We start from the raw sequence: 20,738 nt of genomic DNA on the forward strand, positions 1-20,738 counted from the left end.
GCTGTTTGATCCGCCCTACGTGAGCAAATGATTGAGCAGTAAAAGCACCGGGCCAGCCATTGCTGGCCCTTTGACCATGCAGTGTTCTTTTCAGGAACGACGATGAGCGGAGCAGCAAACACTATGGCCACACTGTGGGGCGGTCGGTTTGAGCAAGTGTCGGATGACACCTTGTTTCGGCAATTCAATGATTCCCTGCCGTTCGACTACCGCCTTGCTGAGCAGGATATTCAGGCTTCGATGGCATGGGCAACGGCGCTGAAAAACGCCGGTGTGCTGAGCCAGGAAGAGCTGTCGCGCCTGCACGGCGCACTGCGCCAGCTGCTGCGCGTCGTGCACGACAATCCCGCCGAGATGCTCGGCTCGGGCGCCGAGGACATTCACTCCTGGGTTGAGTCGGAGCTGGTCAAGCGCATTGGCGATCTCGGCAAGAAACTGCACACCGGTCGTTCACGCAACGATCAGGTCGCCACCGATCTGCGGCTCTGGGTCGAGAACGCGGTCGTGTTGCTGCTGTCCGAACTGCGTATCGCTCAGCGTGGTCTGATTGCGCTCGCCGAGCAGCATGTCGATACCATTTTCCCCGGCTACACCCATCTGCAGCGGGCGCAACCGGTGCGGTTCGCTCACTGGTGCATGGCCTATGTCGAAATGTTCGATCGTGATGTCGAACGCCTGGAAGACGTCATCGAACACATGGACCAGTGCCCGCTTGGCTCGGGTGCGCTGGCCGGCACCGCTTATCCGATCAACCGGCACCAGCTGGCGCGCAGCCTCGGCTTTGCCGGTCCGACCCGCAATTCGCTCGATGCTGTTTCGGATCGCGATTACGTGATCGAGCTGCTGTCATCGCTGGCGCTGGTCATGACGCACCTGTCGCGCTTTGCCGAAGATCTGATTTTCTACAGCAGCGGCGAAGCCGGCTTTGTCACGCTCGGTGATGACGTCAGCACCGGCTCGTCCTTGATGCCGCAGAAAAAGAACCCGGATGCGCTGGAGCTCATTCGTGGCAAATGCGGTCGCGTGTACGGCGCGCTGATCGGCATGCTGACCACGATGAAAGCGTTGCCGCTGGCGTACAACAAAGACATGCAGGAAGACAAGGAAGCCTTGTTCAATGCTGTCGATACCGTCAGCGTTTGTCTGAAAGTGACCGAGAAAGTCCTGCTCGGTCTCACGGTGAATGCCGACGCCGCCAAATTGGCGGCGCAGCGCGGCTACTCCAATGCCACCGAGCTGGCAGATTATCTGGCGCGCAAAAATGTGCCGTTCCGGGAAGCACACCACATCGCCGGCCGCGCCGTGTTGCATGCCAGTGCGCAAGGCAAACCGCTGGAAGCGCTGACACTGGATGAGCTGCAAGTGTTTCATCCGCTGATTGGCGCCGATGTGTATCAGGCGCTGTCGTTGGACAGCTGCCTGGAGCAGCGCGATGTGTTCGGGGCGGTTGCCCGGCATCGGGTACAGGACGCGATTGTCGCCGCCAAGAAGAAGGTCAATGGCCAGCCGGATACCGATGAGCTGATTGTCAGTGATGCCACCGTGCACGATGTGCCGGCTATCGTCGCGCTGATCAATCACTGGGCGAAGGAAGGCGAGAACCTGCCGCGGTCGCGGGCGGACATTGTCTCGCACGTGCAGGATTTCATTGTCGCCAAGAAAGACGGCATCGTGGTGGGTTGCGCCGCGTTGTTCATTTACAACGAAGAGATCGCCGAGATCCGCAGTCTGGGTGTCTGGCCGCAGTTTCAGGGACTCGGCCAGGGCAAGGCGATGGTCGACTACCTGTGCGAACGCGCGCGCCAGCTCGGTCTGCGCAAGGTGCTGTCATTGACCCGGGTGCCGAAGTTCTTCGCCAAGCTTGGTTTTGTTGTCGACCAGCGCGACAACCTGCCGGACAAAGTGCTGAAGGATTGTCAGTTCTGTCCCAAGCTGCATGCCTGTGACGAAACGGCAATGATTTGGTACCCGGAGCAGGCGGCGTAAACGGCCGATTTGGTCAAAGCGTAAACAGGGCTGATGCGAAATGTGAGAAATCTTGCCTCAGAAATCGCACAGCCCCTTGCCGTGGCAAAAAGCCGATGGCAATATACGCGCCCTCAACGACAGGCGCATAGCTCAGCTGGTTAGAGCACCACCTTGACATGGTGGGGGTCGTTGGTTCGAGTCCAATTGCGCCTACCAATTCAGTAAACAAATCAGCGGCTTAGGCCGCTTTTTTGTTGGCTAAAAAATAGCCATCGGAAACCCATCGGAAATACATCGGAAACGATCAGGCGATTTCTACCCATTCTTCGGCATGGCCGGACAGGTAGTGCTTGGTCATTTTCTCGGAGGCGTGCCCCAGCAGCGCCTGTACCCACTCTTCAGGTTTCCCTGCTTCCCGGTATAGCCAGGCGCCGAACGCGCGCAGCTCGTGAAGGGTGGGCCGTTCTGCGGCCGGCACGTCATCGAACAGTCCGCAGTCATCCCGAGCCGCCGCCAGCGCCTTGCTCAGGTAGTCCGGCAACACTTGGAACGGGTGAGTCTTTGCTTCGTTCTTGCCGCGCCGGTCCCGGGTCGGCTTGCGGCCAATGAGGAAGGGGCAAAACGGGGTCAGCTGCTTCGACACATCGATGCAGGCTTGAAGCTCTGGCCAGATGCTGATCGCCAGATTCACCGGGGTCTCGTAGTTCTCGGCTTTGGATTGCCGAACCAACAGCCGGCCGGCCTCGATGTGGCTGTGGCGCATGGCGCACAGGTCTTCTCGGCGCTGCAGGGTGATCACTGCCAGTGCCATCGCGTTCCGGAGCCATGGTTCTGCCACGGCAAGTGTCGCGTCGTATTGCTCTTGGGTCCAGCGCTTGCGGGTTTTGGCCTTCGAGCCCTTTGGCAGGGTCAGTTCGGCTAGGTTGCGATCGGCAATGCCAGCGGCACAGGCGAATCGGAAAATTTCGACCAGCTCCTGCCGATGCTTGATGTAAGCCTCACGCGCCAACGGCTGCAGGAAGTCCGCCAGCCGGCGCACTGTCAGCGACTCAAGAGCGAGCTCGCCCAAGTCGGCAATGATCCGGTTCAGCCGGTATTCCCGTTCTTTGGCGGTGCGCTCGGCTTGTCGTTTGTCGGTCAGGTATTCCGCGCGGTAACGCTCAACCACGGTGGCAACAGACTCGGCGCCGACCACTCGACTGACAAGGTCGCCGCTCGGCTTCAGTCGATGGTTGAGGATGTTTGCAGCAGCAATCGCCTTCGCACGATCAGTGCCCATGCCATGGCGCTTCTTCGTCACCGGGTGCCGGTATTCGAAACCGCTGCTGGTTGCGTACAGCCCGGGCGGCATGTCGCGGTTGCCGCGCTTACGTGGACGTGGCGCCATCACGATACCTTGAGAATCGAGTCAGCCAGATCATTGCCGGTGCTATATAGCTCACTTTCGGCAACGTAATAAGTGCCGCCGATTACACGCCCGCGCAACTGGCCAGATGCAATCCAGCGGCGAACTGTTGATTGGTGCGGCTGCGAACCTTCGGCAAAGGCCTTTTTGCAATAGGCGTCGATAGTGATCAGCTTCATCGAATTTGCTCCTGAAAAGGGCGGCCGTTGCCAGCCGCCCTTGCACTTACTGCATCACAACCGGGCCGGGGTAGGCCTCGTTGCTGACGTCGGTGACGACGGGGTCGTTTGGCAACACCTCAGCCAGGGCTTCGAACACAAACTCGATTGTCTCGGTCTGGCACGCGCCGTTGCGGTGGTTGCTGTTGGTGGTGCCGCTGATCAGCGTGCTGTTGGGCACGACGTAACCAACGTTGGTTTGCGCCTGGTTGTTGCCATAGCTGAACACGGCGCCCTGCAGCCGCCCGTAGGCACTCAGATCTTGGGTGGCGACATACGGGGTGCCGGAGCAATCCGCGCTGGTGTAGTAAACCGTGGAGCGCAGCGGGAAGCCGCCATCGGGAGCGGGTAGGGCGAAGAGATACCCGGTTGCCGATCGGCATTGCAGACTGTTGGCCTGATAGATGGGTTTATCCGCCGGCAGCCAGCCAACGTAGGTGCAGGCATCGCCCTCGGCCAGTTTGTTTTTGCCAGCGCCGCCAGTGCTGACCCGGCTCACCGAGCTGCCCAGCGCCGCGACTTCAGTCTGCAAGCCGGTGACGGTTTGCTGCAGCGCCGTCACGGTGGCTTTGAGCGCGTTGAAGTCGGATTGCGAGGGACCGCTGCCACCGCTGGCATTGCTACTACCGCAGCCGATGACGATGCTGCTGATGATGCCGGCTAAGACGATCACCAGCGAGGCGTGCAAATATCGTTTCATGTCATGCTCCTTGAGGTTGGTGCTGCTGTTGCAGCGGTTACATCTTCCTGCTGTTGTCTGCAAATGTTTAGGAGGCGCTGGCCTCCATGTCGCTCGGCGAAAGCTCGAACTCCATGTCATCGATCACGATGTCGAGCGCACCCTCACCGTTGTTTACGGTAAAGCTGAGAAACGCGCCGCGAATCCCTGCTTCATCAGCCGGCGGCGTCAACCCGATTTGACGCGCCGTTAGCGCTTTGCCAAAATTATCTAGCCGCAAGAACAGGCCAAGCGCCTTTTCAATTTTTTGCGCAATATCTTCTTCCATCACTCTCTCCAAATCGATTTAACAGATCACCGATTAAACGCTATCTGGTGCGGCGCACAATCAGCCGCGTGCCGCATCAAGCTGTTCAGCCACGTAATCCTCCGGATGCTGCGACCACGCCTCGTCGGCGTCGTATTCTTCGCGCATGGTGCGCTCGTCGCCCAGCAGCCACGTCATGTCAGCATCCGGCTCGTCGTTGGTTTCGCGGCGCGCTTCGGCTATGGCAGCGGCCATCCATTCGCTGAACGGCAAGCGTTGTTGTTGGTCGGTCACGATTCACTCTCTCCGGTTGGTGCGGGCTTTTCTATTCAGCGGTAAAACGCAGCCGCTTCCTGATTAACTCGGCAATCTGGTCTTTTGCCACGCTCTCACATATCTCGGCGATTCTGGACCGCCCATATCCGGACGAACCGGCCAATCGAGAAACCTCAGCGCGGACAATTGTCTCTATCGTTTTGTCGTTGACCATCTTGGCGACTGCTTTATCGACAGTCTCGCCGACGATCACCATCATCTGTTTTCTGATCTCGTCCCTCGTCAGGCCGAGCTCGTTCATCAGGATTTGTCTGACTTGGTTTGTTGTTGCAGTTTGCATATCACTCTCCGGTTGTTGCGGGCTTATCCTGATACCGGCACTGGCTCGCCATCTTGGCGCGAAAATCCGCCTCGTCGGCTGCCGGGAAGAACCAAGTTCGGCGCTCATATCGACCGCTTATGCCTGTCACTTTGATGCTGCAGCCCGGTAAACCTCCGTCATAGCCGGCATGATCTGGCAGCTGCACGCGCACGATCCGTGCCCAATCGCACGGCCCCGCTTTTCGGAACACGTCACCGACTTGGATCACGATTCGACTTCTCCGGCTGGGCGGGCTTTTCCTGATCGGCCGTTACGCGAGCCTCAATGGATTGCCACAGCATTTCAAACTCCGGCCAGTCCTGCTCCACCACGGCAGCGTTAAATGGCGGCTTGCCAGCTTGTTGCCGATACGTGGCGATCTTGCTGCCGATGCGATGGAGTACAAGCTTCTCTGCATCTGTCAGGCAGGCGTCGATGTCTTTGATTTTGAGGCAGTAGTAACGAATTTCGCGCTTGAACATAATTACTCTCCGTCCGCGCCTGCGGGCTTTTCCCTAAACGGCAACTCGCTGCGCGGGAAGTGCCGGTAATGGCGGTACGGATCTTTAACGAACCGGTTGTTTTCATCGCGAAGCAGCACGGTGTAGTTGTCGTTGATCTTGTCGCTGTCGTAGGTTTCGGTAGCCTGTTCGAGCAGCGCAACAAACGTGCGCTGCCACGCGATTGGCATGCCGCACAGCAGTACTCGCGGCAGCACCAAGTAGGCGGAATAGCTGAGGCCGAACCAATCCCACATCGGTTCGCTGCTATCAAGGATGGGCTCGCTGTCTGGCGGCGGTGTAGGCAGTCCAACGGATTGATACAGCGCGACCTGATGCAGTCGGTCGAGGGCGCGCGTCATGTCTTCGGCGCTATAGTTCGCAGCATCACGCGCCAGTAGTTCCAGATTTTTCTGGAAGTAGTCAGCGTCAAGACCGAACCGGTTAGGACTCATGACTCTCTCCTGCCGCTTGTGTGGCCTTTTCTTCGCGCTCTGCGGTTAGAGCCACCGGCTTGCCGCATTTGTGGCAAAAATTGCAGTTGTTTTCCTTTGGCCCGCCTTCGATGAATACATAGCGGTCGCCGCAGTCCGTGTACCAGGAATCCCCTTCAAGGTCGTCGCTGTCATGGCGCCAGTGGCAAGCCGACCGCTTCGGTGCGGCGTCGACCATTGCCGAGTAGATCTCCGTCACCTCTGACTTGCTCAGAAAGATGTCGTTGTCACAGAAATCGCAGGCAATGCAGATCCGTCGCGCTGCGGCGACCATTTCGCTTGTCGGTTCTGAGCTCACGGCTTATCTCCGAGTGCAAATTTGCCGGGCGACCACGACAGGACTATGCCTGCCACAGCCTTGTTGAACGCTTCCATGGCGGTGATAACCTCATCTGGCAGATCACCATCCTCGTCGCATTCGTCACAGCAATAGTCAGGCTCTAACTCCCGCACGTGATTGGGTATGCATATAACCAACATCAGGTCGGTCAGCTTCTCGCCTTCCTCAAGTTCGTCTTCGGCCTGGTCCAGATCGTGGAAGTAGCAGTCCCTTGCAACCGAATACAACATGGCCTGACCATCCCATTCGGCGCGCGGCATAGCGTTGTATCGCTCTTCTTCTGCGAGAGCTCGGCATCCCTCGCACTTCGTGTAGTGCTTTTCGGTCGGGTTACCGCATTGGCTGCAGGGGGTGTGAGTACAGCCTGACCAGCGCGCGGTTCGCTCGTTCAGCGGACCATCACCAAAGAACCTGCCATCGCGCGACACCCACCCCTTTATGTCGGTTCGATAGGTTGCTGATTCCGGGTCGTCGATCATCACAACCTTTTGCTCGGCATTGGCGCTCACGACCGAGACTCCTCTGCCACCGGCGCCCGCAGGTATGCCGGAACCCAGCCCTGAAGCTCCGGCAGCGTTGGCATCAGCGCTGCGAGGTCGTTCTTTTTCGCGGTGCTGTATTTCGCGCGGAAGCCTTCGATGCCGGCTTTTTCACCGATGTCCAGCAGCTCGTCTTTCTTGACGCGGCTGAAGTAGTTTTCGGTTGTGGGCTGCCAGTAGCGCGCGATGTTCAGCCCGGTGAGGCGAGCGAGGTAGGCGAGCGGGTTGTCGTGATCATCTTCACGCAGTGAGGCGCGTGCGAGTCGGGCCACGCAAAAGGTGAGCATGCTGCGTCTGGTGCTATACGGGATCTCGCAAAACGCGCGGAACCGCTCCGCCTCGTTGTTGCGTTCAAGCCAGAGCACCGGCAGCTCTGCTCTTTTTTCGGCGATGAGTTTGGCGGCCGGTGTTTCGTCGATGCCTACCGCATTGAACTCTTTCGGGCGTGGCATCAATGCCAGGCCACCGTCGCCGGTCTCTGCGTCTTCATCTGCCAGAACGGCGCAGCACAGCGTGAAGGCCAGCAGATCAAAAGCGATGTCGCTGTGGTTTATCAGCTCTGCCTGAAACGCCTGAGCGTAATAGGTATCGAGGTCGCTCCGGAACGCGGCGGACATGCCGGTGTCCGGTTCCGGCGTGCGTGGCGGCAGGCCGTGCTCCTGGTCGTTGTCTTGGTCGCCGTCGTCAGCATCGGCATCGCCGGCACTGCCGGCATCAGTACCGGGGGTAGCCTTGCCGATCGCCGCAGCCAGCTTGCGGTCTTCACTTTTGACCAGCCCACGGACGATCCAGAGCGAGCCTTTGTCGCTGAACGTGACGATACAACCAGAGCAGGCTTTTTGCTCGGCGGTAAAGGCGCGGTAATTTTCTTTCTGGTCGTTCAGGTCGTCGATTTGCTCGAAGAGCTGATCAATCTCATCCTGTTCTGCCGCGGTGAGCTCGTCATAGTCCCTTTCTTCCAGCTCCGCCTGCCGAGCTTCTTTCGCGGCGATGGCGGCGGTCAGCTCTTCCGGGATGGCACCGAATTCGGCTTGCAGCGCCAGAAACTTGTTGTGGCGGCCGCAGGGTTCGTATTTCAGCGATACCTCGGTCCACTTCCAGCCTTCGCCGGACAGGGTGGCGGCCGCTTTTTCCAGTGACTCGATTGCAAGCTTGTTGAGCAGGGCCGCATCCACCAGGTACTGCTCGGTGGAAAATAGATCGCTGGTGACGGCGCCGCCGGCGGCTTTGTAGGCTTTGAGGCCAACAAATTTGGCAATGCCGTCGTTTGCTTCAACGGCACCTTGCAGCAGGAAGTTGCGAATGCCTTGCGGCCAGGAATGACCTTTGCCCATCTTCTTGTAGCAGGCCAGCTGGCGCTCATGGTCATCGCTGACGGTGTAGGCCATGACGCAATCGAGGTCGATTTTGCCGGCGCGGAAATGCTCGATGATTTCCGGCGCGACCGAGGCCAGTTTGAGCAGCTTTTTGACGGACTTTTCAGACTTGCCCAGTCGACGCGCGATTTCGCTTGGCGACATGTTTTGATCAGCGAGCGCCTTGTAGGCCGTGAACTCATCGGCCGGGTGCAGCTGGGCGTGAATGCTCTCGCTCAATGACAGCTCGACCAGCTGCTCGCCTGGCTTGACGATGCACGGCACCGGGTAATCCGATGTAATTGCGCCTTCGGCGACCAGTTCCTGCAGCACATCAAATCGGTTGCCGCCGCCACCGACCTCGAAGTATTCCGGGTCTTGCGCGCAGGGTGCGACGATCAGGTTATTCAGAATGCCCTGCGCGAGCACGCTGGCTTTCAGCTGCTTGCGATAGTCGCCTTCGGCTTTGACTTTGCGCACGTTGCGGTCCGACAGGCGGAGGCGATTGAGCGGGATCTGAATGGTTTCGTTGGTCATGGTGTTGTCCTTTGGGGTTGGAGGTGCGGCGCTCAGGCGGCCGACACTTCGCTGATGATTTTTGCGCCGTCATTGGCCCAGCTGCGCCAGGCGGCGATGCTGACGTTGTAGGCGCCGTCGATGGCGTGCTTTGGCACGTGGTAGACGTCGCGGTACTGGCTGCCGTTTACCCAATGCACTGCGGTGATACCGCCGTTGAAGCCGGTTTCGATGCGGACAACCAGCCGGCATTTGCCGTGCCGAATGAGCCTGTCGCCGTGGCGGGGTTGTTGACGCGGATCGCGGATGAGCGGCATCAGTCGCACTCCATGTTGAATTGGTCGCGAACCTGCTGTTCGCGGGTGCGTTCGTGCGCTTGCTCGTGCAGATGCCGGCGAGCGTGGTCACCATGGCGCCGGCCAAAGTTGTGCGGCGCGTTGGGGTCGAACTCGCGATCAATCTCTTTGGTGAGCCATTTGCAGATGCCGGTGATCACCAGCATGAAGAACAGGATTGCTGCAAAGGCAATGGCGCATACCGCGATCACTTCATCCATGTTTCTTTCCCTTTTGCTGAGGCTGAACGGTGGTTTTCGCTTCCACGCTCGGGCCTACCAGATGGGGCCAACGCACGTTGCCGGGACGCCGGTCGCGCTGGTCGATGTTTGGCAGGTAGGTTTCGCAACGCATCAGGCGCATGACGGGCGCGTAACCACGCACGCGGCAGCTGCCGTCGCCGTTGCGGCGCTGACAGGTACCGCATGTGATGCGGTCGTCTGGCAGGTCCGCTGTTGGCGGCAGTACCGAGGCCGGTTTCATGCGCGGCTGCGTCCGTCGATCCAGCGAATGAATTCCGCCGGCACGTTGTATTCGGCAGCGATTGCCACGGCGTTTTTGCTGCCAGCGGCACGCAGACGCGTGATGATGACCAGCCGGTCGTCGTAGGCCTTTTGTTTGGCCGGGGTGAAGCGTTGGGGCATTGGCGGCAGCCCGTCTCCGACGATGACCGGACTTTCGCCCGGGCTCATCGCCAGATCGGTTACCTGCCACGGTTGGCTTGCCATGCGGCGCCCGCGCCGAATGCGCGCACTCCGTTCACTGCGTTGTGCTTCGTTTAGCTGTGCCATGCGGACCCCGCTCATCGCCGTCTGTCTGCGTGCTGTGATGGCGCGTTAGCGCGACCGACGGCGTGGTGCCGTTTTTGCTTTGCTCGGCTTGCTGGCGGGCGCCGCGGCTTTTTTCATGGCGCTGGTTATCGCCACCACTTTGGCTTGCGTGGCGGTGTGCGCTTTGAAAGCCGCTTCGCCGGCGAGGCCTGCATAGGCGGCGCGATCTTCGTAGTTGTCGGCGTGAAACTCGCCCTGGCTAGAGCGAACCATTTTCAGGAGCTCCATCAGGTCCCAGCCCTGCACTTCGGTGACGGTGCCAGTGCGCGCGATTTCTTCACCGTGCAGAATGGTGAACATTTGCGCGGTCTTGGCCATGCTGCGCTCGCCTTCCGGTTTGTCGTAACGCGTGGCGCGGTTCTGCATGTGCTCAATACCGGCGGCGAGAAATTGCGGTGCTTTCATGGGTGTGCTCCTGGTTCAGTCGAGGGTGGAAAACAGCAGGCTTTTGCTGCGTTCAACGGCGGTTGAAACGGGCATGCCGTCGTGCACGGCACGGATGACAAAGTCGGCACGACGGCAAGCGGCGCGGGCGCTGCGGCTGATGCGCCAGTGCTTGATCCGGGAAAGCAGGCGGGTCATCGCTTTGGCTCCACAAACACGGACGCCATGCCACGCACGGACTTCAATGCGGCGATGGCGGCGCAGGTGCTGGACGGAGCAATGGCGACCCATTTGCGCTGGGTGCCGTCCCGGAAGGTGGCCTTGACCCGGTAGGCGTTCATTGCGGGCAGGCCTTGAGCGGGGATGTGCTGCAGCAGGCAGCGATAGCGCGGGGGCTATGAAAGGTAAGGCGAAGGGGGGGCATTGACTTCTCCCGTGGCTGCCGGCAGGGCCTGCTGGCTGGCGACGGGAGAAAGATTAGCTTAACGCTAATCGTTTAGGCAATAGCAAAATGCTAATAATTGACTGCTGCCATGCAGCATGTAAGGTTTAGGGGGCAGTAAGCACGTTGATGACCTGCCCGGTCGAGTCGAGCACAAACACCTTGGTTTCGATTACGAAGCCTCCGAATGAGTTCTTGGCGCGGTACTGGCAGCGGACGCGAAACGTGCCGTTTTGGTTTTTCTCGACGGCCCCCCATGAGATTGCCTCGAACGAGGAGGGGTCCTTTAATGTCCGCTCAAGGAACTTCTCAACCTGGAGGACTGAGCCATCCAGCGGGCTATTGAATACCACATCTGTAGATCGAGCCTTGAACATCCCGGTGCACTGCATGAAGCTGAGCGTTACTATCAGAACGATAAGCCCGCCACCCCACCCCAAAGGCTTCCGCTCCTGATTGGACGTGCTAGCGCCTGGATCGGGGGACAGAGGAATGGCTTCTATCTGCAGGGGTTCGCATGCGCTTCCGCAAGTCGCACACTTCCTGTCTTCGGCTGGCGACAGCGCACCACATTTAGAGCACTTAATGACGTTCATCGTGACCTACTCCCTCGCTAGGTCCGAAAACCAGGCCCCCCAAAAGGACCCAGCCTTCAGCTTTGCCCGCATCCGCCGGCCTAAAACTGATTACATCACTCCCAACCAGCTTCCACGCAGCCATTTCACTCCCCGAAATGTTCTGCTGAGTGTCGATAATTAACCGCTGCCCCGCTTGCAAGCCAAGCTCTTGTATATCCAGTTCCAAATCGCAACAAATGTAGCGCGCGGCAAAGTATTTTTGTTTAGAATCACGCACGTCGGCCCTCCATGGTGCTCGACTAATCACAGAATGCTGTCGTGATTCTTGCCAGTGCAGGCGGCTTGGTCGGCAAACTGGACCGCCTGCATTGGCACCCTCACAACACTGCGCACTTTTTATTCAAAGGGTGCGAACGCCAAAGCCTAAGCCGTTCTCCTCCCTCATGTAAAGACGTCACTCGCAAAATAGTTGCGGTTTTGTTGCGCACATAATTCCTGCGGTTCTAACTATTATTTCAGCATGCGCACGATACCAACCTGATAAATAAGTCAGCGGTGAGTGAATGTAATACGTTGTATTACATCTAGTAGCTGGCAAGGGTTAATGCTGGTTTTCCCGGGAAATACCGGTGGTAGTCACTAATTGCCGGAAACGCTCGCTGCACCAATAACGTTCGCGAAAGACGAAACACCTCTCGATGCAAACATCACGCTGCTGATCATCAAGTCCATAGGTTTTGATTGTTGATATCTGACGTTTTGACGTTAATGTCTGAATTCCCGACATTGATGTCGAGATGTCAGACATTCACACCGTGGTGTTGCAGCACACAACGCAATGTTGCGCAGTGCAGCACGGAGTTGCGCTGCGATGCACAAGCGTGCGCAAGCTTGTGACCCCTCGCGGGAGCGTGTGAAAGTGTGCGGTACCGCGAGACCCCGCGTGGGGTCGTTTGATATCGAGGGGGAAGCGGCGGGAAAGGGAAGGGCAGGGCAGATGACAGAAAAACATGCGGGCAGAAAAAACGCCCCGAAGGGCGTTTATATAAGTCTTTGAAGTTCTTCTTGTGTTGCCATTCGGATCTTGAGCGGTCTGCCGCGTAATGGCTCGCCTTCCGTATATGCGACAGTTCTTAGCTTTGTTGGCTTATCGACAGAAAACATTGGCAGCTGAATGATTGAATTGATTGCATACTTCGCCTTGTTTACATCGTCACCGTTTGGGATGTTCAAGGTGAATTTTGCCAAATCAGACTCTGAGATTTCCGCTCGAGCGTATTCAAATTCATGCTCATCAACAACAGCAAACGCTATGCTTTTAAATGGAGCGGCGACGGTTGTCTCTGCACTCATGGTGACGCACAGTTTCGGCAGTATCAATGGAAACTCCGTTACGAGCATTTCAGCGCCATAGCAACCAACTAACGTCAGCTTGCCATTAACCTCTTGGCGCACGTCATCACAAAAAATGACGCTTAAGTGTCTGTCTGTCATTGCGGGCTTTTCCGTGCTGCAAGCTGACGAGTGTTTCTGATGGCATCCAAAACGTCTGCCGCTGTCGCCTTTAATGCAGCCGCCAATTTGTCGACTGTATCCGTATAAACATCCTGAGAGCCGGCCTCGATTCTTGATACATGGGCTTGTGCAGATTCAATTGCCTTTGCAAGTTGGCCCTGTGTTAGTCCTGCTTTAAGCCGAAGAGTGCGAACTGTAAGTCCTTCGTCCGAATAGTAGCGTTCGGCGATATCTGCATTCGCATCTTTAAATGCTTTTGCGAAGGCGGGGTCTTGCGAGAATTCTGCAATCAGGTCATCCAGCGATGACTCGCCGTTGATTGCCGGCGATTTCTTTGGATGAACCTCAACCATCACTACCTTATTGCTGAGGTCTGTTCGAGTAACGTCGCTCCGGAACGTCCTATTTTCCGACGAGCTGCCTATAGTCGTTGACGACACGCTGCGTGATAGGGTGAGAGCGGTCATAGTTGAATTTCCTGTGTACTATTGCGAGGACGTGGATGATCGGATTTCCTGTAACGCCACACTTGTCTTGATATGCATGAATTATCCGATACGGCATCGCCTTATCTTTATCTTCGAAAACCTTAAGGCGCCAGATGTCATAGCCTTCTTTCCGCAACGAAACAAACGGCTGCACCTCAAAAAGGTCGTTCTCAAAGTCTTGCCATGTCAACTTATCAAGTAGCCCCGCGTCCGCTTCCAGCTGCTTCAGCAACGCCAGAATCTGCGCGGCAGATATCGGATCTGTCAGGCGGATCTCCCGCAGATCGGCTGTAGCATTGGGGTGTCTCGATAGGGTGAGCACAATATCTAACTAGATATATTAATACAACATCGAATTTACGGCTTGTGACATTGTTCACCTCTCACAATAGAGCATGGGCGACTCGGCCGATCATTTCGGCACCACTTGGCCACGGTTCCGCTGGAGCATTGCTGCCCAGCACGCTTTTGAGGTGCGGCCTATCCGGATCGATGCTCGGCACGGCCTGCAGCAGGGTCGGCTCGGCTTGGCCAGGCAGCCGCACCAACACCCAGCCCTTGTGGCCAGTCTTGGCTTGTGGGTCTATCAGTAGTGCGGTGCCTTCAGGAATTTCCGGTGCCCAACGGTCATTTTCGACCATCAAGGCGAAGGCTGAATCAGAGTAGGGCTGCCTTGCCGGAGCGCCCGGCCGGCGCCAGATCGGCACCGAATACTCGGTCTGAAAGGGCGACTCCAGCCACTTGGTAACCTGGTCCCAACCGATAATCGGTAGGCGTTGGAGGATGTCCGGGGCATCGAGACGGTAGGCTGCTTGACGGTCAGAGGCTCCCAAACTTCGGCCTTCTGCGCGATGTAAACGAACGATGGCGCTATCGGGAAGATCTATTCCAGCGTCCCGCCACTCGTCTGGATGAGCAACGTCCAGCCAGCCGTGGGGCATGCCCGTGCCACGTTCCAGGGTGCGTGCAAGCTCGTCACCGACCGCGCGCCTAGCCTTTTTCATGGTGATTTGGCTGATCAGTGACGGGTCGGTCCCACATTGACGGGCCAAAGCCGCCTGGGTCACAGCCCGCGAGATCAGCAGCCTTAGGTTGGCCAGCCGGATGGTCTTCGAATCCATGCCTTCATAGTGCCGCGCGTTAGCGTTATGCAAAATTGCCTTGACGCTAATCACCGTTGCGTTACCATAATTAGCAATACGCTAATCAATGAGGCAAAGGTGGCCCCGTGAACGCCCGTGAGTTTGTTGACAAATTCGGCTGGGAAGAGGCAGAGCGCGTCGCGCTCTTGGCCGGAACTACCCGAGCTTACTTTGCCCAGCTGGCTGGTGGCCACCGGAGGCCGCGACTGAGCTTGGCTGAACAGCTGAGCATAGCTTCTGACGGCCGCTTGGCGGTTCTTGACTTGCTGACTTATCAAAAGCCAAGAGCAGCCTGACATGCGAATGCTCAGGCCAATCAAAAGACGCCGCCAGTCAGCACCGCCAGTCAGCACCGCCAGTCACAGCAAAACCGACGATCAACTTTCGCGTCGAGTGGGTCGGCTCTTTCGAGAGCATTGACCGCACCATCGCGTTGCTCGATGCCGAGCTTGCCAGCCGCAACCATCGGCTGCACTGATTGGCGCTATGCCAATGCAGATTCAGGGAATGCGCGTGCGGTGCTGACGCCAGTTTGGGTTTCACGTTTGCCGATCCGTAGTTCAGATCGCGGAACAGTAGCAGGAGAGGGGCAAGGACAATGATGCGGCATGAGCCACAAGTCGTGATTTCCGTGGATGGGCTGGTGACGGAGGCGGTTCACCAGAATCTCCGCCAGACCGGCCTTTCGTTCGAGCTGTACGCGGCTCGGGTTGCTGAACACTACACCAGCACGCTGCCGGAGCTTCAGCAGACCAGCAAGCTGGCAAGCGGTGGTGATGCCTTTACGGATATGCGGTCGAACGCCAAGAAGCTGGGCCGCATGCTGAACCTCGGCGGCGATTTGCGCATTCCGGCGGTGCTGGTGCCGAGCTTTATCGCCGCGCTGGATGATCCGTGGCGCAGCGACGTGGCGACTGCCATTTGCCAGCTGATTGCCCCAAGCAAGTTCAAGAGCAGGGCGCGTCCGGTTCAACCGCTGGAGGCGCTGTCTACGTTGCTCAAAGAGCAGGGCGAAGCGGCTCAGTGCTTTCTAGGCATAGCCTGCGATGGTTTGTCGAATGACTCGGCTGATGCGCTGCTGAACACGCGCACCCAGCTGCTCCAATCCCGTGATGCGGAAGAGCAAGCTCTGGCGCTGATCGATGCCGAGCTAGCTCGCCGCAACATTCTGTCGGTGGGGTGAGCAATGTCAGCTTATTGCCGACATAAAGCGTTGCCAGCGGCTTTCAGGGAGCTGGTATTCGCTGCGGCTGATTTCCAGCATCACCTGATTGTAGGCAGGGACCCGCAGCAAATCGATTTCAGGGGTGGTCTCAGCTCGGATCGCGGCAATTCGTTTGTCCAATTCATTCAGTTCAAGCTCAGAGGCCACACCAAGCAACGCCGCCCATTGCTTGCGCTGCTGCTCGCAAATATGGGCCTTAATGGCGGGCTCCCAAAGAATTTGAACCAGCGAAAGCACAGCAATCAGAACACCTGCGACTGTAGCCAGTGTCGGTTTGGTGGCAATCAAACCGCCGACCGCTGCAGTACCGAGCAGCAATTGCGCGCCGGTGAGCACCTTGTCCATTCGCCGGAGGAAACGACCGGTGATCAACATAAGGCGGTTGGCGTATTTCACGTCGGTAACCGCTTCATAGTGGCTGCGGGGGTCAGTGCGGTTGCTGTGCTTGTCCATGGTTCATCCTCGGGACGGTTCGGGCTTATCCGGCTGTGGCGGAGGAGGGGTTCTGGCTGGCGGAACCTGTGTTCTCACGTCTCGCTCGGGGTCAATTTGATTTCTCATGGGGTCTCGCTCCTTTTGGGTGCTGCTTGTGTTGGCACTCAACAGCTTACCCGAGGTTGCGAGCCCCGCCAATTTCGCCATTGCTGCAGCGCGGGGTGTTTGCCATGAGGGTTTCTCGATTGAAGCTTCTGCATGCCCATGCACTGATCCGCGAGGCTCGCATTGCCAAGGCGAACGGCTTTGAACAGACGGCACGACGACTGTATCGACGTGCCCGAGAGGAGCTGGCGTGAGTCAATCCTTGGTGTTGCCAAACCCGCTGACGCCGTCAGATTGTGATCTGCGCGATTTCGCGTTCATGCCGCTCGACGTTGTCCGGCTCCGGGATAGCGACATTGCCTCTTTGACATCGGGCGATGAGTTCCGGGCCGCGGTGTTGCTGTGGTGTGCATCCTGGCATCAGGTGCCGGCCGCGAGCTTGCCAGATGATGACGTGGTGCTGGCAAAGCTGGCGGGCTATGGGCGCGTGGTCAAGGAGTGGCTGACGGTTCGTGAAGGCGCACTGCGCGGCTGGATTCGTTGCAGCGATGGCCGCTTGTATCACCCAGTGATTGCCGAGAAGGCGGTCACCTCATGGCAGGCCAAGCAAGAACAGCGGTGGAAAACCGAATGCGCGCGCATCAAAAAGCATAACCAGCGGGCGTTGGTTTTATTGCCGACCCCGACGTTTGCGGAGTTTCTGGCCGGTGTGTCTCCTGCCGCTTTGGCGTCTGTCCCTAGGGACAGCAAGCAGTTGTCCCTAGGGACAAACACAATTGTCCCTAGGGACAAACAAGAAAATGGCGGGGACGTCCCGAGGGACAACGGCAAAGAAATGCGGGACGTCCCTCGGGACAATGCGGGTTGTCCCGAGGGAAATGCGATCCAAGGGATAGGGATAGGGATAGTAAAAGATCCAGTAGTAAACACCGAGAGTACTGATCATCCATCTCGACTACGAGACAGCGCGTGCGCGAACGTTTTGCCGTTGCCAGGTCTCGGTCAGCCAGACGGCCCCGCCACGGCAGTACCGCCAGCCCCGCCAAAGACGCCGGGCTTCTGGCTGGATTGGTTCAATCGCGAGTACGGGACCCGGTTCGGGGTCCGTGAGCGCTCGACGGGGCGCATGCCGGAGATCTTGCAGCGCTGGTGCGCCGCCGGGGTGACGGTGGAGCAGGTCGCCCTTGCTGTCGAGCAAGCGAGAGCCAAGTCCAAAGGGCCGATTGCGGATTTGATTTCCTACGTCGACGCGACATTGGCGCGCATGCAGGCTGCCGGCATTCCAAAGGCAACCGAGACCGGTTTTGTGCCGGTACACAACGATTTCGAAAAGCAAGACTACACGGGCTCAGCGTTGCGGCATGGCGCTGTGCTCCAGGCGGATGGGACGTACCGGTTATGACGGGGGATATCACGATGGGCGATCACACGAAGGTGAACAGCGTCGCGAGTCTGTTGGACAAGAAAAACGTTGTTCAGTTGATGCAACACCGGGCTTTTGCGCCGTACTTCGAACACTGCGAGCAGCACGGGCAGTGGCAGGTTAATTTTCTGGATGCAAACGGGATTGAGCGTTGTCGCGGTAGCTGCCCGGAGTGCCGGCACGAGCAGTCGGCGTTCAGCGTGCTGCGTGGCGCCCGGATTCCGCCGGCATTCCAGTCCAAGTCGCTGGATGGTTACGACGCGATTCACCCGGGTCAGGTCACGGCGCTGAGTGCCTGCCGCGATTACGTTGAGCGGTTCGATGAATACGCCAAGGCCGGCCGGTGTTTGATTATCGTGGGCACGTGCGGCGCGGGGAAAACGCATCTGGCATGCGGTATTGGCAATGCGCTGCTGGCTCGTCGCAAGACGGTGTTGTTTTGCACGGTGTCTGAGCTGATGGATGAGTTTGCAGCGACGTGGCGCCGTGATGCGCAGACCACAGAGCGGGAGGTGGTCAATTCGTTTTCAGCTGCAGACTTGCTGATTCTTGACGATGTTGGAGTGCAGAACGGCAGCAATCAGGAACAGATTACGCTTTACCGCGTAATCGATGCCCGGTACCGGCTTCGCAAGCCGACCGTGGTGAGCAGCAATCTCGATATCGACGGCACGGTGAAGTCGTTGGGTGCGCGGAGCTTTGACCGGTTGCGTGAGGGTGGGGCCAGCATGGTGTTGTGCAATTGGCTGAGCTATCGCGGTTCGAATCGCTAGCACGCTTTTTCTACCAAATTGATAACGATAAGGACTTGCGATGATCCGCTTAAACGATGCCCGCGACGCACTTCACGATGCCATGACAATCCAACAGCGCAGCGGACAGGGCAACCTGATTCGCTTGGCAAAGAGCACAGCGCCTGGTTGGCGGGATATCGAGGCACTGAAGGCGGCCAAGATCTTGGCGGTAACCAACCGTTTGAATCCACTGCAGTGCGCCTGGGTCAATTACGCCTACGGAGCGGAGTTCAATCGGACAGAGTTCGAGAGTATTCATCAGGCGCTGTTTGATGTGGTGACGGCCGATGTCGCGAAGAAGGTCAACTATCGGATGGTGCGGCGGTGGCTGCACCTTTCGGCCGCAGCCATGGAGGATATGCAGGTGCGTGTCCTGGCCCGCCGTACGTTGTTGACCGACGCTGAAGTGTCGCGGCGACTGGCGGTAAGTCGGACCCATTTTGCACGGGATTGGCGGGCGCACTGGGAGGCGGCTTTGAACTGGCTCCATGAACTGGACAAGGCAGCGATTGAGCCGGTGGAATTGCTGTTGGCCAAGTGGCGCGAGGAAGAATCGGCGGAGCGGGAACCGGTAGCGGGTGCTTCGGTTCAAAATAAAGTCGCGATCAAGGCTTGACGGTTTGGTAACACTTCCGTTAGCTTATTTCTATTGTTGGTGTTCTGCGACCAAAGCCATCCGGGTCCACACACTGCAAGCAAAAAGGCCAGCCATCGCGCTGGCCTTTTTGCTTTCCGCGTTTCCCTCTGGCCATTGCTGGATACCTTTCCACCACCCGCATCTGCGGGTTTTTTTATTCCCTGCCGGAACGTCGCGATCGTCACGTCGATAGGGGCCGGCACCATTTCACAGGACCCGACATGCCCGACCGCACAAACACGGCCGTAGAGCAGACCGCAAACGATTGGCGACTGTTCGTGATCATCATCATGTTGTGGCTTGGAGTGGTGGCCCGTCGCCTGATTGGCGATGAGCCGTTGCACGTTCGCAAGCTGCTTGGTGAGCTGTTGCTGTCGCTCATTTTCGGCGTTGGCCTTTGGGCGCTGGGTTTGTTGCAAGGGTTGAATGGCTTGCAGCTGATCACGCTAGGGGCGTTTTCTGCATTGGGCGGCGGCAGAACGGTAGAGCTGGTGCTGCGATTTGTCGCCCAACTCAAGAAGGGGTGATTTCAGCAGGAACGCGCCATGAAGATATCGGGGTCGGTCAGTGCCGATGCAGCTTTCAAAAAGCTGAAGGCGACGACGCGTGAGGTATTCGCGGCCACCCGGCGCGGGATGTATGACATCCGCAAACCAGTCAAGCAGGTGCTGGCAAGCCAGATGAAGCGCAATCTGCGGATAAAGCGTGAAAGCTTTGCCATGGCGTGGGGTGCGTTTGTCTATGCCAAGGATAAGGATCGAGCTCCGCTTTCGTTGTACCGGCACAAATTTGCCGCGCTGGATACGCATGTGAAGGGCGCCAGCATAGGCGCCAAGGGTGGGGCTCTACTGATACCCATAAACCTGAAGCCTGGTAGGCGGATCAGTGAGAAGTCGCTTCGAAACAAGATTCGGCAGCTGCGCCGTCAGGGCAATGCCTTCATGCTCGAGCGCAAAGGCAAGATTCTGCTGATGGCAGAAACCATCCCTGAGAGCAGGGCCATATTGCAACCGTGGAATGTACGTATCGGTGCGCAGCGGTTCAGTAAACGCAATCGCACACCCGAGATACCAATTGCAGTGATGGTGCCCCGTGTGACGTTGCAAAAGCGCCTGACATTTGACCCGGTACGTGGGCCATTGAAGCAGCTGCTGCGTGGTGCAGTGATCAATCAATTGCAGTCTCTCCGTAGCAAATACGGATGATGCAGGCTGGCTCGGGCCGCGCGCTGCAGCCAGCGAGACGACCGACCAGTTACCGGCCTCAACCCAAAGTGAATGGGTCCTCCCGCAGCCGCGACCTATACGGGTTCGGGGGCCGCGTGGTTTCGCTAGCCACAGGTATTGAGAGTTAGTGAAATGGTGAAGGGTGAAATAGTGAAAGGTGAAAGGGAATAGGCACCGCAGGTGAAAAGGGTTACGGGTGGCACCGCCCAGCACAGAACAGG

At 58.0% G+C, this 20,738-nt stretch carries 32 protein-coding genes and 1 tRNA gene; 8 read left to right on the plus strand and 25 right to left on the minus strand.

Annotation, left to right across the window (positions count from 1 at the left end; all coding sequences use genetic code 11):
* Positions 1 to 123 precede the first annotated feature (123 nt).
* On the plus strand, positions 124 to 1,986 hold the full coding sequence (argH, locus tag HPT27_RS10370) for an argininosuccinate lyase (protein ID WP_172242725.1): 1,863 nt from the start codon (positions 124 to 126) through the stop codon (positions 1,984 to 1,986).
* 121 nt (positions 1,987 to 2,107) lie between these two features.
* Positions 2,108 to 2,184, plus strand: a tRNA-Val gene (locus tag HPT27_RS10375).
* An 88-nt stretch (positions 2,185 to 2,272) separates the two neighbouring features.
* On the opposite strand, the gene HPT27_RS10380 is transcribed toward HPT27_RS10375, so the two are convergent.
* The 24 genes from HPT27_RS10380 to HPT27_RS10495 all read right to left on the minus strand — a co-directional run bounded on the left by HPT27_RS10380 (position 2,273) and on the right by HPT27_RS10495 (position 14,705).
* Complete coding sequence (locus HPT27_RS10380; protein WP_172242728.1) at positions 2,273 to 3,355, minus strand: phage integrase Arm DNA-binding domain-containing protein; 1,083 nt, start codon at positions 3,353 to 3,355, stop codon at positions 2,273 to 2,275.
* Positions 3,355 to 3,552 carry a helix-turn-helix domain-containing protein gene (locus HPT27_RS10385; RefSeq protein ID WP_172242731.1) on the minus strand — a complete coding sequence of 66 codons (198 nt, stop codon included), beginning with the start codon at positions 3,550 to 3,552 and terminating at the stop codon, positions 3,355 to 3,357. Before HPT27_RS10385 ends, HPT27_RS10380 begins: the two co-directional genes overlap by 1 nt.
* Before the next feature lie 46 nt (positions 3,553 to 3,598).
* A complete protein-coding gene (locus HPT27_RS10390; RefSeq protein WP_172242734.1) occupies positions 3,599 to 4,291 on the minus strand; it encodes a hypothetical protein in 693 nt (230 codons plus the stop codon).
* Between the two features lie 67 nt (positions 4,292 to 4,358).
* Entirely contained in the window at positions 4,359 to 4,601 is a 243-nt protein-coding gene (locus HPT27_RS10395) for a hypothetical protein (RefSeq protein ID WP_172242737.1), read from the minus strand.
* A gap of 57 nt (positions 4,602 to 4,658) precedes the next feature.
* Complete coding sequence (locus tag HPT27_RS10400) at positions 4,659 to 4,871, minus strand: hypothetical protein (RefSeq protein WP_172242740.1); 213 nt, start codon at positions 4,869 to 4,871, stop codon at positions 4,659 to 4,661.
* A 31-nt stretch (positions 4,872 to 4,902) separates the two neighbouring features.
* The gene (locus HPT27_RS10405; protein ID WP_172242743.1) at positions 4,903 to 5,301 is read right to left on the minus strand and encodes a hypothetical protein; all 399 of its coding nucleotides are present in this window, start codon (positions 5,299 to 5,301) and stop codon (positions 4,903 to 4,905) included.
* Positions 5,302 to 5,426: 125 nt separating this feature from the next.
* Positions 5,427 to 5,696, minus strand: coding sequence for a hypothetical protein (locus HPT27_RS10410; RefSeq protein WP_172242746.1), 270 nt, complete (start codon positions 5,694 to 5,696; stop codon positions 5,427 to 5,429).
* Between the two features lie 2 nt (positions 5,697 to 5,698).
* The gene (locus HPT27_RS10415; protein ID WP_172242749.1) at positions 5,699 to 6,169 is read right to left on the minus strand and encodes a hypothetical protein; all 471 of its coding nucleotides are present in this window, start codon (positions 6,167 to 6,169) and stop codon (positions 5,699 to 5,701) included.
* Complete coding sequence (locus HPT27_RS10420; protein WP_172242752.1) at positions 6,159 to 6,506, minus strand: hypothetical protein; 348 nt, start codon at positions 6,504 to 6,506, stop codon at positions 6,159 to 6,161. The genes HPT27_RS10415 and HPT27_RS10420 overlap by 11 nt, the downstream gene beginning before the upstream one ends.
* Positions 6,503 to 7,057, minus strand: a complete 555-nt coding sequence (locus HPT27_RS10425) for a hypothetical protein (protein ID WP_172242755.1) — start codon at positions 7,055 to 7,057, stop codon at positions 6,503 to 6,505. The genes HPT27_RS10420 and HPT27_RS10425 overlap by 4 nt, the downstream gene beginning before the upstream one ends.
* The gene (locus tag HPT27_RS10430; protein WP_172242758.1) at positions 7,054 to 8,979 is read right to left on the minus strand and encodes a ParB/RepB/Spo0J family partition protein; all 1,926 of its coding nucleotides are present in this window, start codon (positions 8,977 to 8,979) and stop codon (positions 7,054 to 7,056) included. Before HPT27_RS10430 ends, HPT27_RS10425 begins: the two co-directional genes overlap by 4 nt.
* A gap of 32 nt (positions 8,980 to 9,011) precedes the next feature.
* The gene (locus HPT27_RS10435; RefSeq protein WP_172242761.1) at positions 9,012 to 9,275 is read right to left on the minus strand and encodes a hypothetical protein; all 264 of its coding nucleotides are present in this window, start codon (positions 9,273 to 9,275) and stop codon (positions 9,012 to 9,014) included.
* Complete coding sequence (locus HPT27_RS10440) at positions 9,275 to 9,514, minus strand: hypothetical protein (RefSeq protein WP_172242764.1); 240 nt, start codon at positions 9,512 to 9,514, stop codon at positions 9,275 to 9,277. Before HPT27_RS10440 ends, HPT27_RS10435 begins: the two co-directional genes overlap by 1 nt.
* Entirely contained in the window at positions 9,507 to 9,776 is a 270-nt protein-coding gene (locus HPT27_RS10445) for a hypothetical protein (RefSeq protein ID WP_172242767.1), read from the minus strand. The genes HPT27_RS10440 and HPT27_RS10445 overlap by 8 nt, the downstream gene beginning before the upstream one ends.
* Positions 9,773 to 10,084 (minus strand): hypothetical protein, encoded by a 312-nt coding sequence (locus HPT27_RS10450; RefSeq protein WP_172242770.1) that lies wholly within the window; start codon positions 10,082 to 10,084, stop codon positions 9,773 to 9,775. Before HPT27_RS10450 ends, HPT27_RS10445 begins: the two co-directional genes overlap by 4 nt.
* Positions 10,085 to 10,129: 45 nt before the next feature.
* Positions 10,130 to 10,528 carry a DUF6378 domain-containing protein gene (locus HPT27_RS10455; RefSeq protein WP_211197928.1) on the minus strand — a complete coding sequence of 133 codons (399 nt, stop codon included), beginning with the start codon at positions 10,526 to 10,528 and terminating at the stop codon, positions 10,130 to 10,132.
* A gap of 15 nt (positions 10,529 to 10,543) precedes the next feature.
* Positions 10,544 to 10,705 (minus strand): hypothetical protein, encoded by a 162-nt coding sequence (locus tag HPT27_RS10460; protein WP_172242773.1) that lies wholly within the window; start codon positions 10,703 to 10,705, stop codon positions 10,544 to 10,546.
* Positions 10,702 to 10,848 (minus strand): hypothetical protein, encoded by a 147-nt coding sequence (locus HPT27_RS10465; RefSeq protein ID WP_172242776.1) that lies wholly within the window; start codon positions 10,846 to 10,848, stop codon positions 10,702 to 10,704. Before HPT27_RS10465 ends, HPT27_RS10460 begins: the two co-directional genes overlap by 4 nt.
* A gap of 208 nt (positions 10,849 to 11,056) precedes the next feature.
* A complete protein-coding gene (locus tag HPT27_RS10470) occupies positions 11,057 to 11,545 on the minus strand; it encodes a hypothetical protein (protein WP_172242779.1) in 489 nt (162 codons plus the stop codon).
* Entirely contained in the window at positions 11,532 to 11,804 is a 273-nt protein-coding gene (locus HPT27_RS10475; RefSeq protein WP_172242782.1) for a hypothetical protein, read from the minus strand. Before HPT27_RS10475 ends, HPT27_RS10470 begins: the two co-directional genes overlap by 14 nt.
* A 764-nt stretch (positions 11,805 to 12,568) precedes the next feature.
* A complete protein-coding gene (locus HPT27_RS10480; RefSeq protein WP_172242785.1) occupies positions 12,569 to 13,021 on the minus strand; it encodes a DUF6941 family protein in 453 nt (150 codons plus the stop codon).
* Complete coding sequence (locus HPT27_RS10485; protein ID WP_235951013.1) at positions 13,018 to 13,395, minus strand: helix-turn-helix transcriptional regulator; 378 nt, start codon at positions 13,393 to 13,395, stop codon at positions 13,018 to 13,020. Before HPT27_RS10485 ends, HPT27_RS10480 begins: the two co-directional genes overlap by 4 nt.
* Positions 13,396 to 13,444: 49 nt before the next feature.
* The gene (locus HPT27_RS10490; RefSeq protein WP_172242791.1) at positions 13,445 to 13,852 is read right to left on the minus strand and encodes a hypothetical protein; all 408 of its coding nucleotides are present in this window, start codon (positions 13,850 to 13,852) and stop codon (positions 13,445 to 13,447) included.
* A 61-nt stretch (positions 13,853 to 13,913) separates the two neighbouring features.
* Complete coding sequence (locus tag HPT27_RS10495; protein ID WP_172242794.1) at positions 13,914 to 14,705, minus strand: hypothetical protein; 792 nt, start codon at positions 14,703 to 14,705, stop codon at positions 13,914 to 13,916.
* A 589-nt stretch (positions 14,706 to 15,294) separates the two neighbouring features.
* Between HPT27_RS10495 and HPT27_RS10500 the strand changes: the two genes are divergently transcribed.
* A complete protein-coding gene (locus HPT27_RS10500; protein WP_172242797.1) occupies positions 15,295 to 15,855 on the plus strand; it encodes a hypothetical protein in 561 nt (186 codons plus the stop codon).
* Positions 15,856 to 15,861: 6 nt separating this feature from the next.
* On the opposite strand, the gene HPT27_RS10505 is transcribed toward HPT27_RS10500, so the two are convergent.
* Entirely contained in the window at positions 15,862 to 16,350 is a 489-nt protein-coding gene (locus HPT27_RS10505; protein ID WP_172242800.1) for a hypothetical protein, read from the minus strand.
* Positions 16,351 to 16,687: 337 nt separating this feature from the next.
* On the opposite strand from HPT27_RS10505, the gene HPT27_RS19070 reads away from it, so the two are divergent.
* The 5 genes from HPT27_RS19070 (at position 16,688) to HPT27_RS10530 (ending at position 20,496) form a co-directional block, all read left to right on the plus strand.
* Positions 16,688 to 17,839 carry a DUF1376 domain-containing protein gene (locus tag HPT27_RS19070; protein ID WP_328820683.1) on the plus strand — a complete coding sequence of 384 codons (1,152 nt, stop codon included), beginning with the start codon at positions 16,688 to 16,690 and terminating at the stop codon, positions 17,837 to 17,839.
* Between the two features lie 221 nt (positions 17,840 to 18,060).
* On the plus strand, positions 18,061 to 18,633 hold the full coding sequence (locus tag HPT27_RS10515; protein ID WP_172242803.1) for an ATP-binding protein: 573 nt from the start codon (positions 18,061 to 18,063) through the stop codon (positions 18,631 to 18,633).
* Positions 18,634 to 18,673: 40 nt separating this feature from the next.
* Positions 18,674 to 19,270 carry a bacteriophage antitermination protein Q gene (locus tag HPT27_RS10520; protein WP_172242806.1) on the plus strand — a complete coding sequence of 199 codons (597 nt, stop codon included), beginning with the start codon at positions 18,674 to 18,676 and terminating at the stop codon, positions 19,268 to 19,270.
* A gap of 242 nt (positions 19,271 to 19,512) precedes the next feature.
* The gene (locus HPT27_RS10525; protein WP_172242809.1) at positions 19,513 to 19,818 is read left to right on the plus strand and encodes a hypothetical protein; all 306 of its coding nucleotides are present in this window, start codon (positions 19,513 to 19,515) and stop codon (positions 19,816 to 19,818) included.
* 18 nt (positions 19,819 to 19,836) lie between these two features.
* Positions 19,837 to 20,496 carry a DUF6441 family protein gene (locus tag HPT27_RS10530; RefSeq protein ID WP_172242812.1) on the plus strand — a complete coding sequence of 220 codons (660 nt, stop codon included), beginning with the start codon at positions 19,837 to 19,839 and terminating at the stop codon, positions 20,494 to 20,496.
* The last annotated feature ends 242 nt before the right edge of the window (positions 20,497 to 20,738 follow it).

This window comes from Permianibacter fluminis (assembly GCF_013179735.1).
GTDB lineage: Bacteria > Pseudomonadota > Gammaproteobacteria > Enterobacterales > Permianibacteraceae > Permianibacter > Permianibacter fluminis.

Bases quoted from the DNA above. Each gene is read 5' to 3' on its own strand.
- argH (WP_172242725.1), top strand. From the start codon at position 124: ATGGCCACACTGTGGGGCGGTCGGTTTGAGCAAGTGTCGGATGACACC.
- HPT27_RS10380 (WP_172242728.1), bottom strand. From the start codon at position 3,355: ATGGCGCCACGTCCACGTAAGCGCGGCAACCGCGACATGCCGCCCGGG.
- HPT27_RS10385 (WP_172242731.1), bottom strand. From the start codon at position 3,552: ATGAAGCTGATCACTATCGACGCCTATTGCAAAAAGGCCTTTGCCGAA.
- HPT27_RS10390 (WP_172242734.1), bottom strand. From the start codon at position 4,291: ATGAAACGATATTTGCACGCCTCGCTGGTGATCGTCTTAGCCGGCATC.
- HPT27_RS10405 (WP_172242743.1), bottom strand. From the start codon at position 5,301: ATGAGCGCCGAACTTGGTTCTTCCCGGCAGCCGACGAGGCGGATTTTC.
- HPT27_RS10410 (WP_172242746.1), bottom strand. From the start codon at position 5,696: ATGTTCAAGCGCGAAATTCGTTACTACTGCCTCAAAATCAAAGACATC.
- HPT27_RS10415 (WP_172242749.1), bottom strand. From the start codon at position 6,169: ATGAGTCCTAACCGGTTCGGTCTTGACGCTGACTACTTCCAGAAAAAT.
- HPT27_RS10430 (WP_172242758.1), bottom strand. From the start codon at position 8,979: ATGACCAACGAAACCATTCAGATCCCGCTCAATCGCCTCCGCCTGTCG.
- HPT27_RS10435 (WP_172242761.1), bottom strand. From the start codon at position 9,275: ATGCCGCTCATCCGCGATCCGCGTCAACAACCCCGCCACGGCGACAGG.
- HPT27_RS10440 (WP_172242764.1), bottom strand. From the start codon at position 9,514: ATGGATGAAGTGATCGCGGTATGCGCCATTGCCTTTGCAGCAATCCTG.
- HPT27_RS10445 (WP_172242767.1), bottom strand. From the start codon at position 9,776: ATGAAACCGGCCTCGGTACTGCCGCCAACAGCGGACCTGCCAGACGAC.
- HPT27_RS10450 (WP_172242770.1), bottom strand. From the start codon at position 10,084: ATGGCACAGCTAAACGAAGCACAACGCAGTGAACGGAGTGCGCGCATT.
- HPT27_RS10455 (WP_211197928.1), bottom strand. From the start codon at position 10,528: ATGAAAGCACCGCAATTTCTCGCCGCCGGTATTGAGCACATGCAGAAC.
- HPT27_RS10460 (WP_172242773.1), bottom strand. From the start codon at position 10,705: ATGACCCGCCTGCTTTCCCGGATCAAGCACTGGCGCATCAGCCGCAGC.
- HPT27_RS10465 (WP_172242776.1), bottom strand. From the start codon at position 10,848: ATGAACGCCTACCGGGTCAAGGCCACCTTCCGGGACGGCACCCAGCGC.
- HPT27_RS10470 (WP_172242779.1), bottom strand. From the start codon at position 11,545: ATGAACGTCATTAAGTGCTCTAAATGTGGTGCGCTGTCGCCAGCCGAA.
- HPT27_RS10480 (WP_172242785.1), bottom strand. From the start codon at position 13,021: ATGACAGACAGACACTTAAGCGTCATTTTTTGTGATGACGTGCGCCAA.
- HPT27_RS10485 (WP_235951013.1), bottom strand. From the start codon at position 13,395: ATGGTTGAGGTTCATCCAAAGAAATCGCCGGCAATCAACGGCGAGTCA.
- HPT27_RS10505 (WP_172242800.1), bottom strand. From the start codon at position 16,350: ATGGACAAGCACAGCAACCGCACTGACCCCCGCAGCCACTATGAAGCG.
- HPT27_RS10520 (WP_172242806.1), top strand. From the start codon at position 18,674: ATGATCCGCTTAAACGATGCCCGCGACGCACTTCACGATGCCATGACA.
- HPT27_RS10525 (WP_172242809.1), top strand. From the start codon at position 19,513: ATGCCCGACCGCACAAACACGGCCGTAGAGCAGACCGCAAACGATTGG.
- HPT27_RS10530 (WP_172242812.1), top strand. From the start codon at position 19,837: ATGAAGATATCGGGGTCGGTCAGTGCCGATGCAGCTTTCAAAAAGCTG.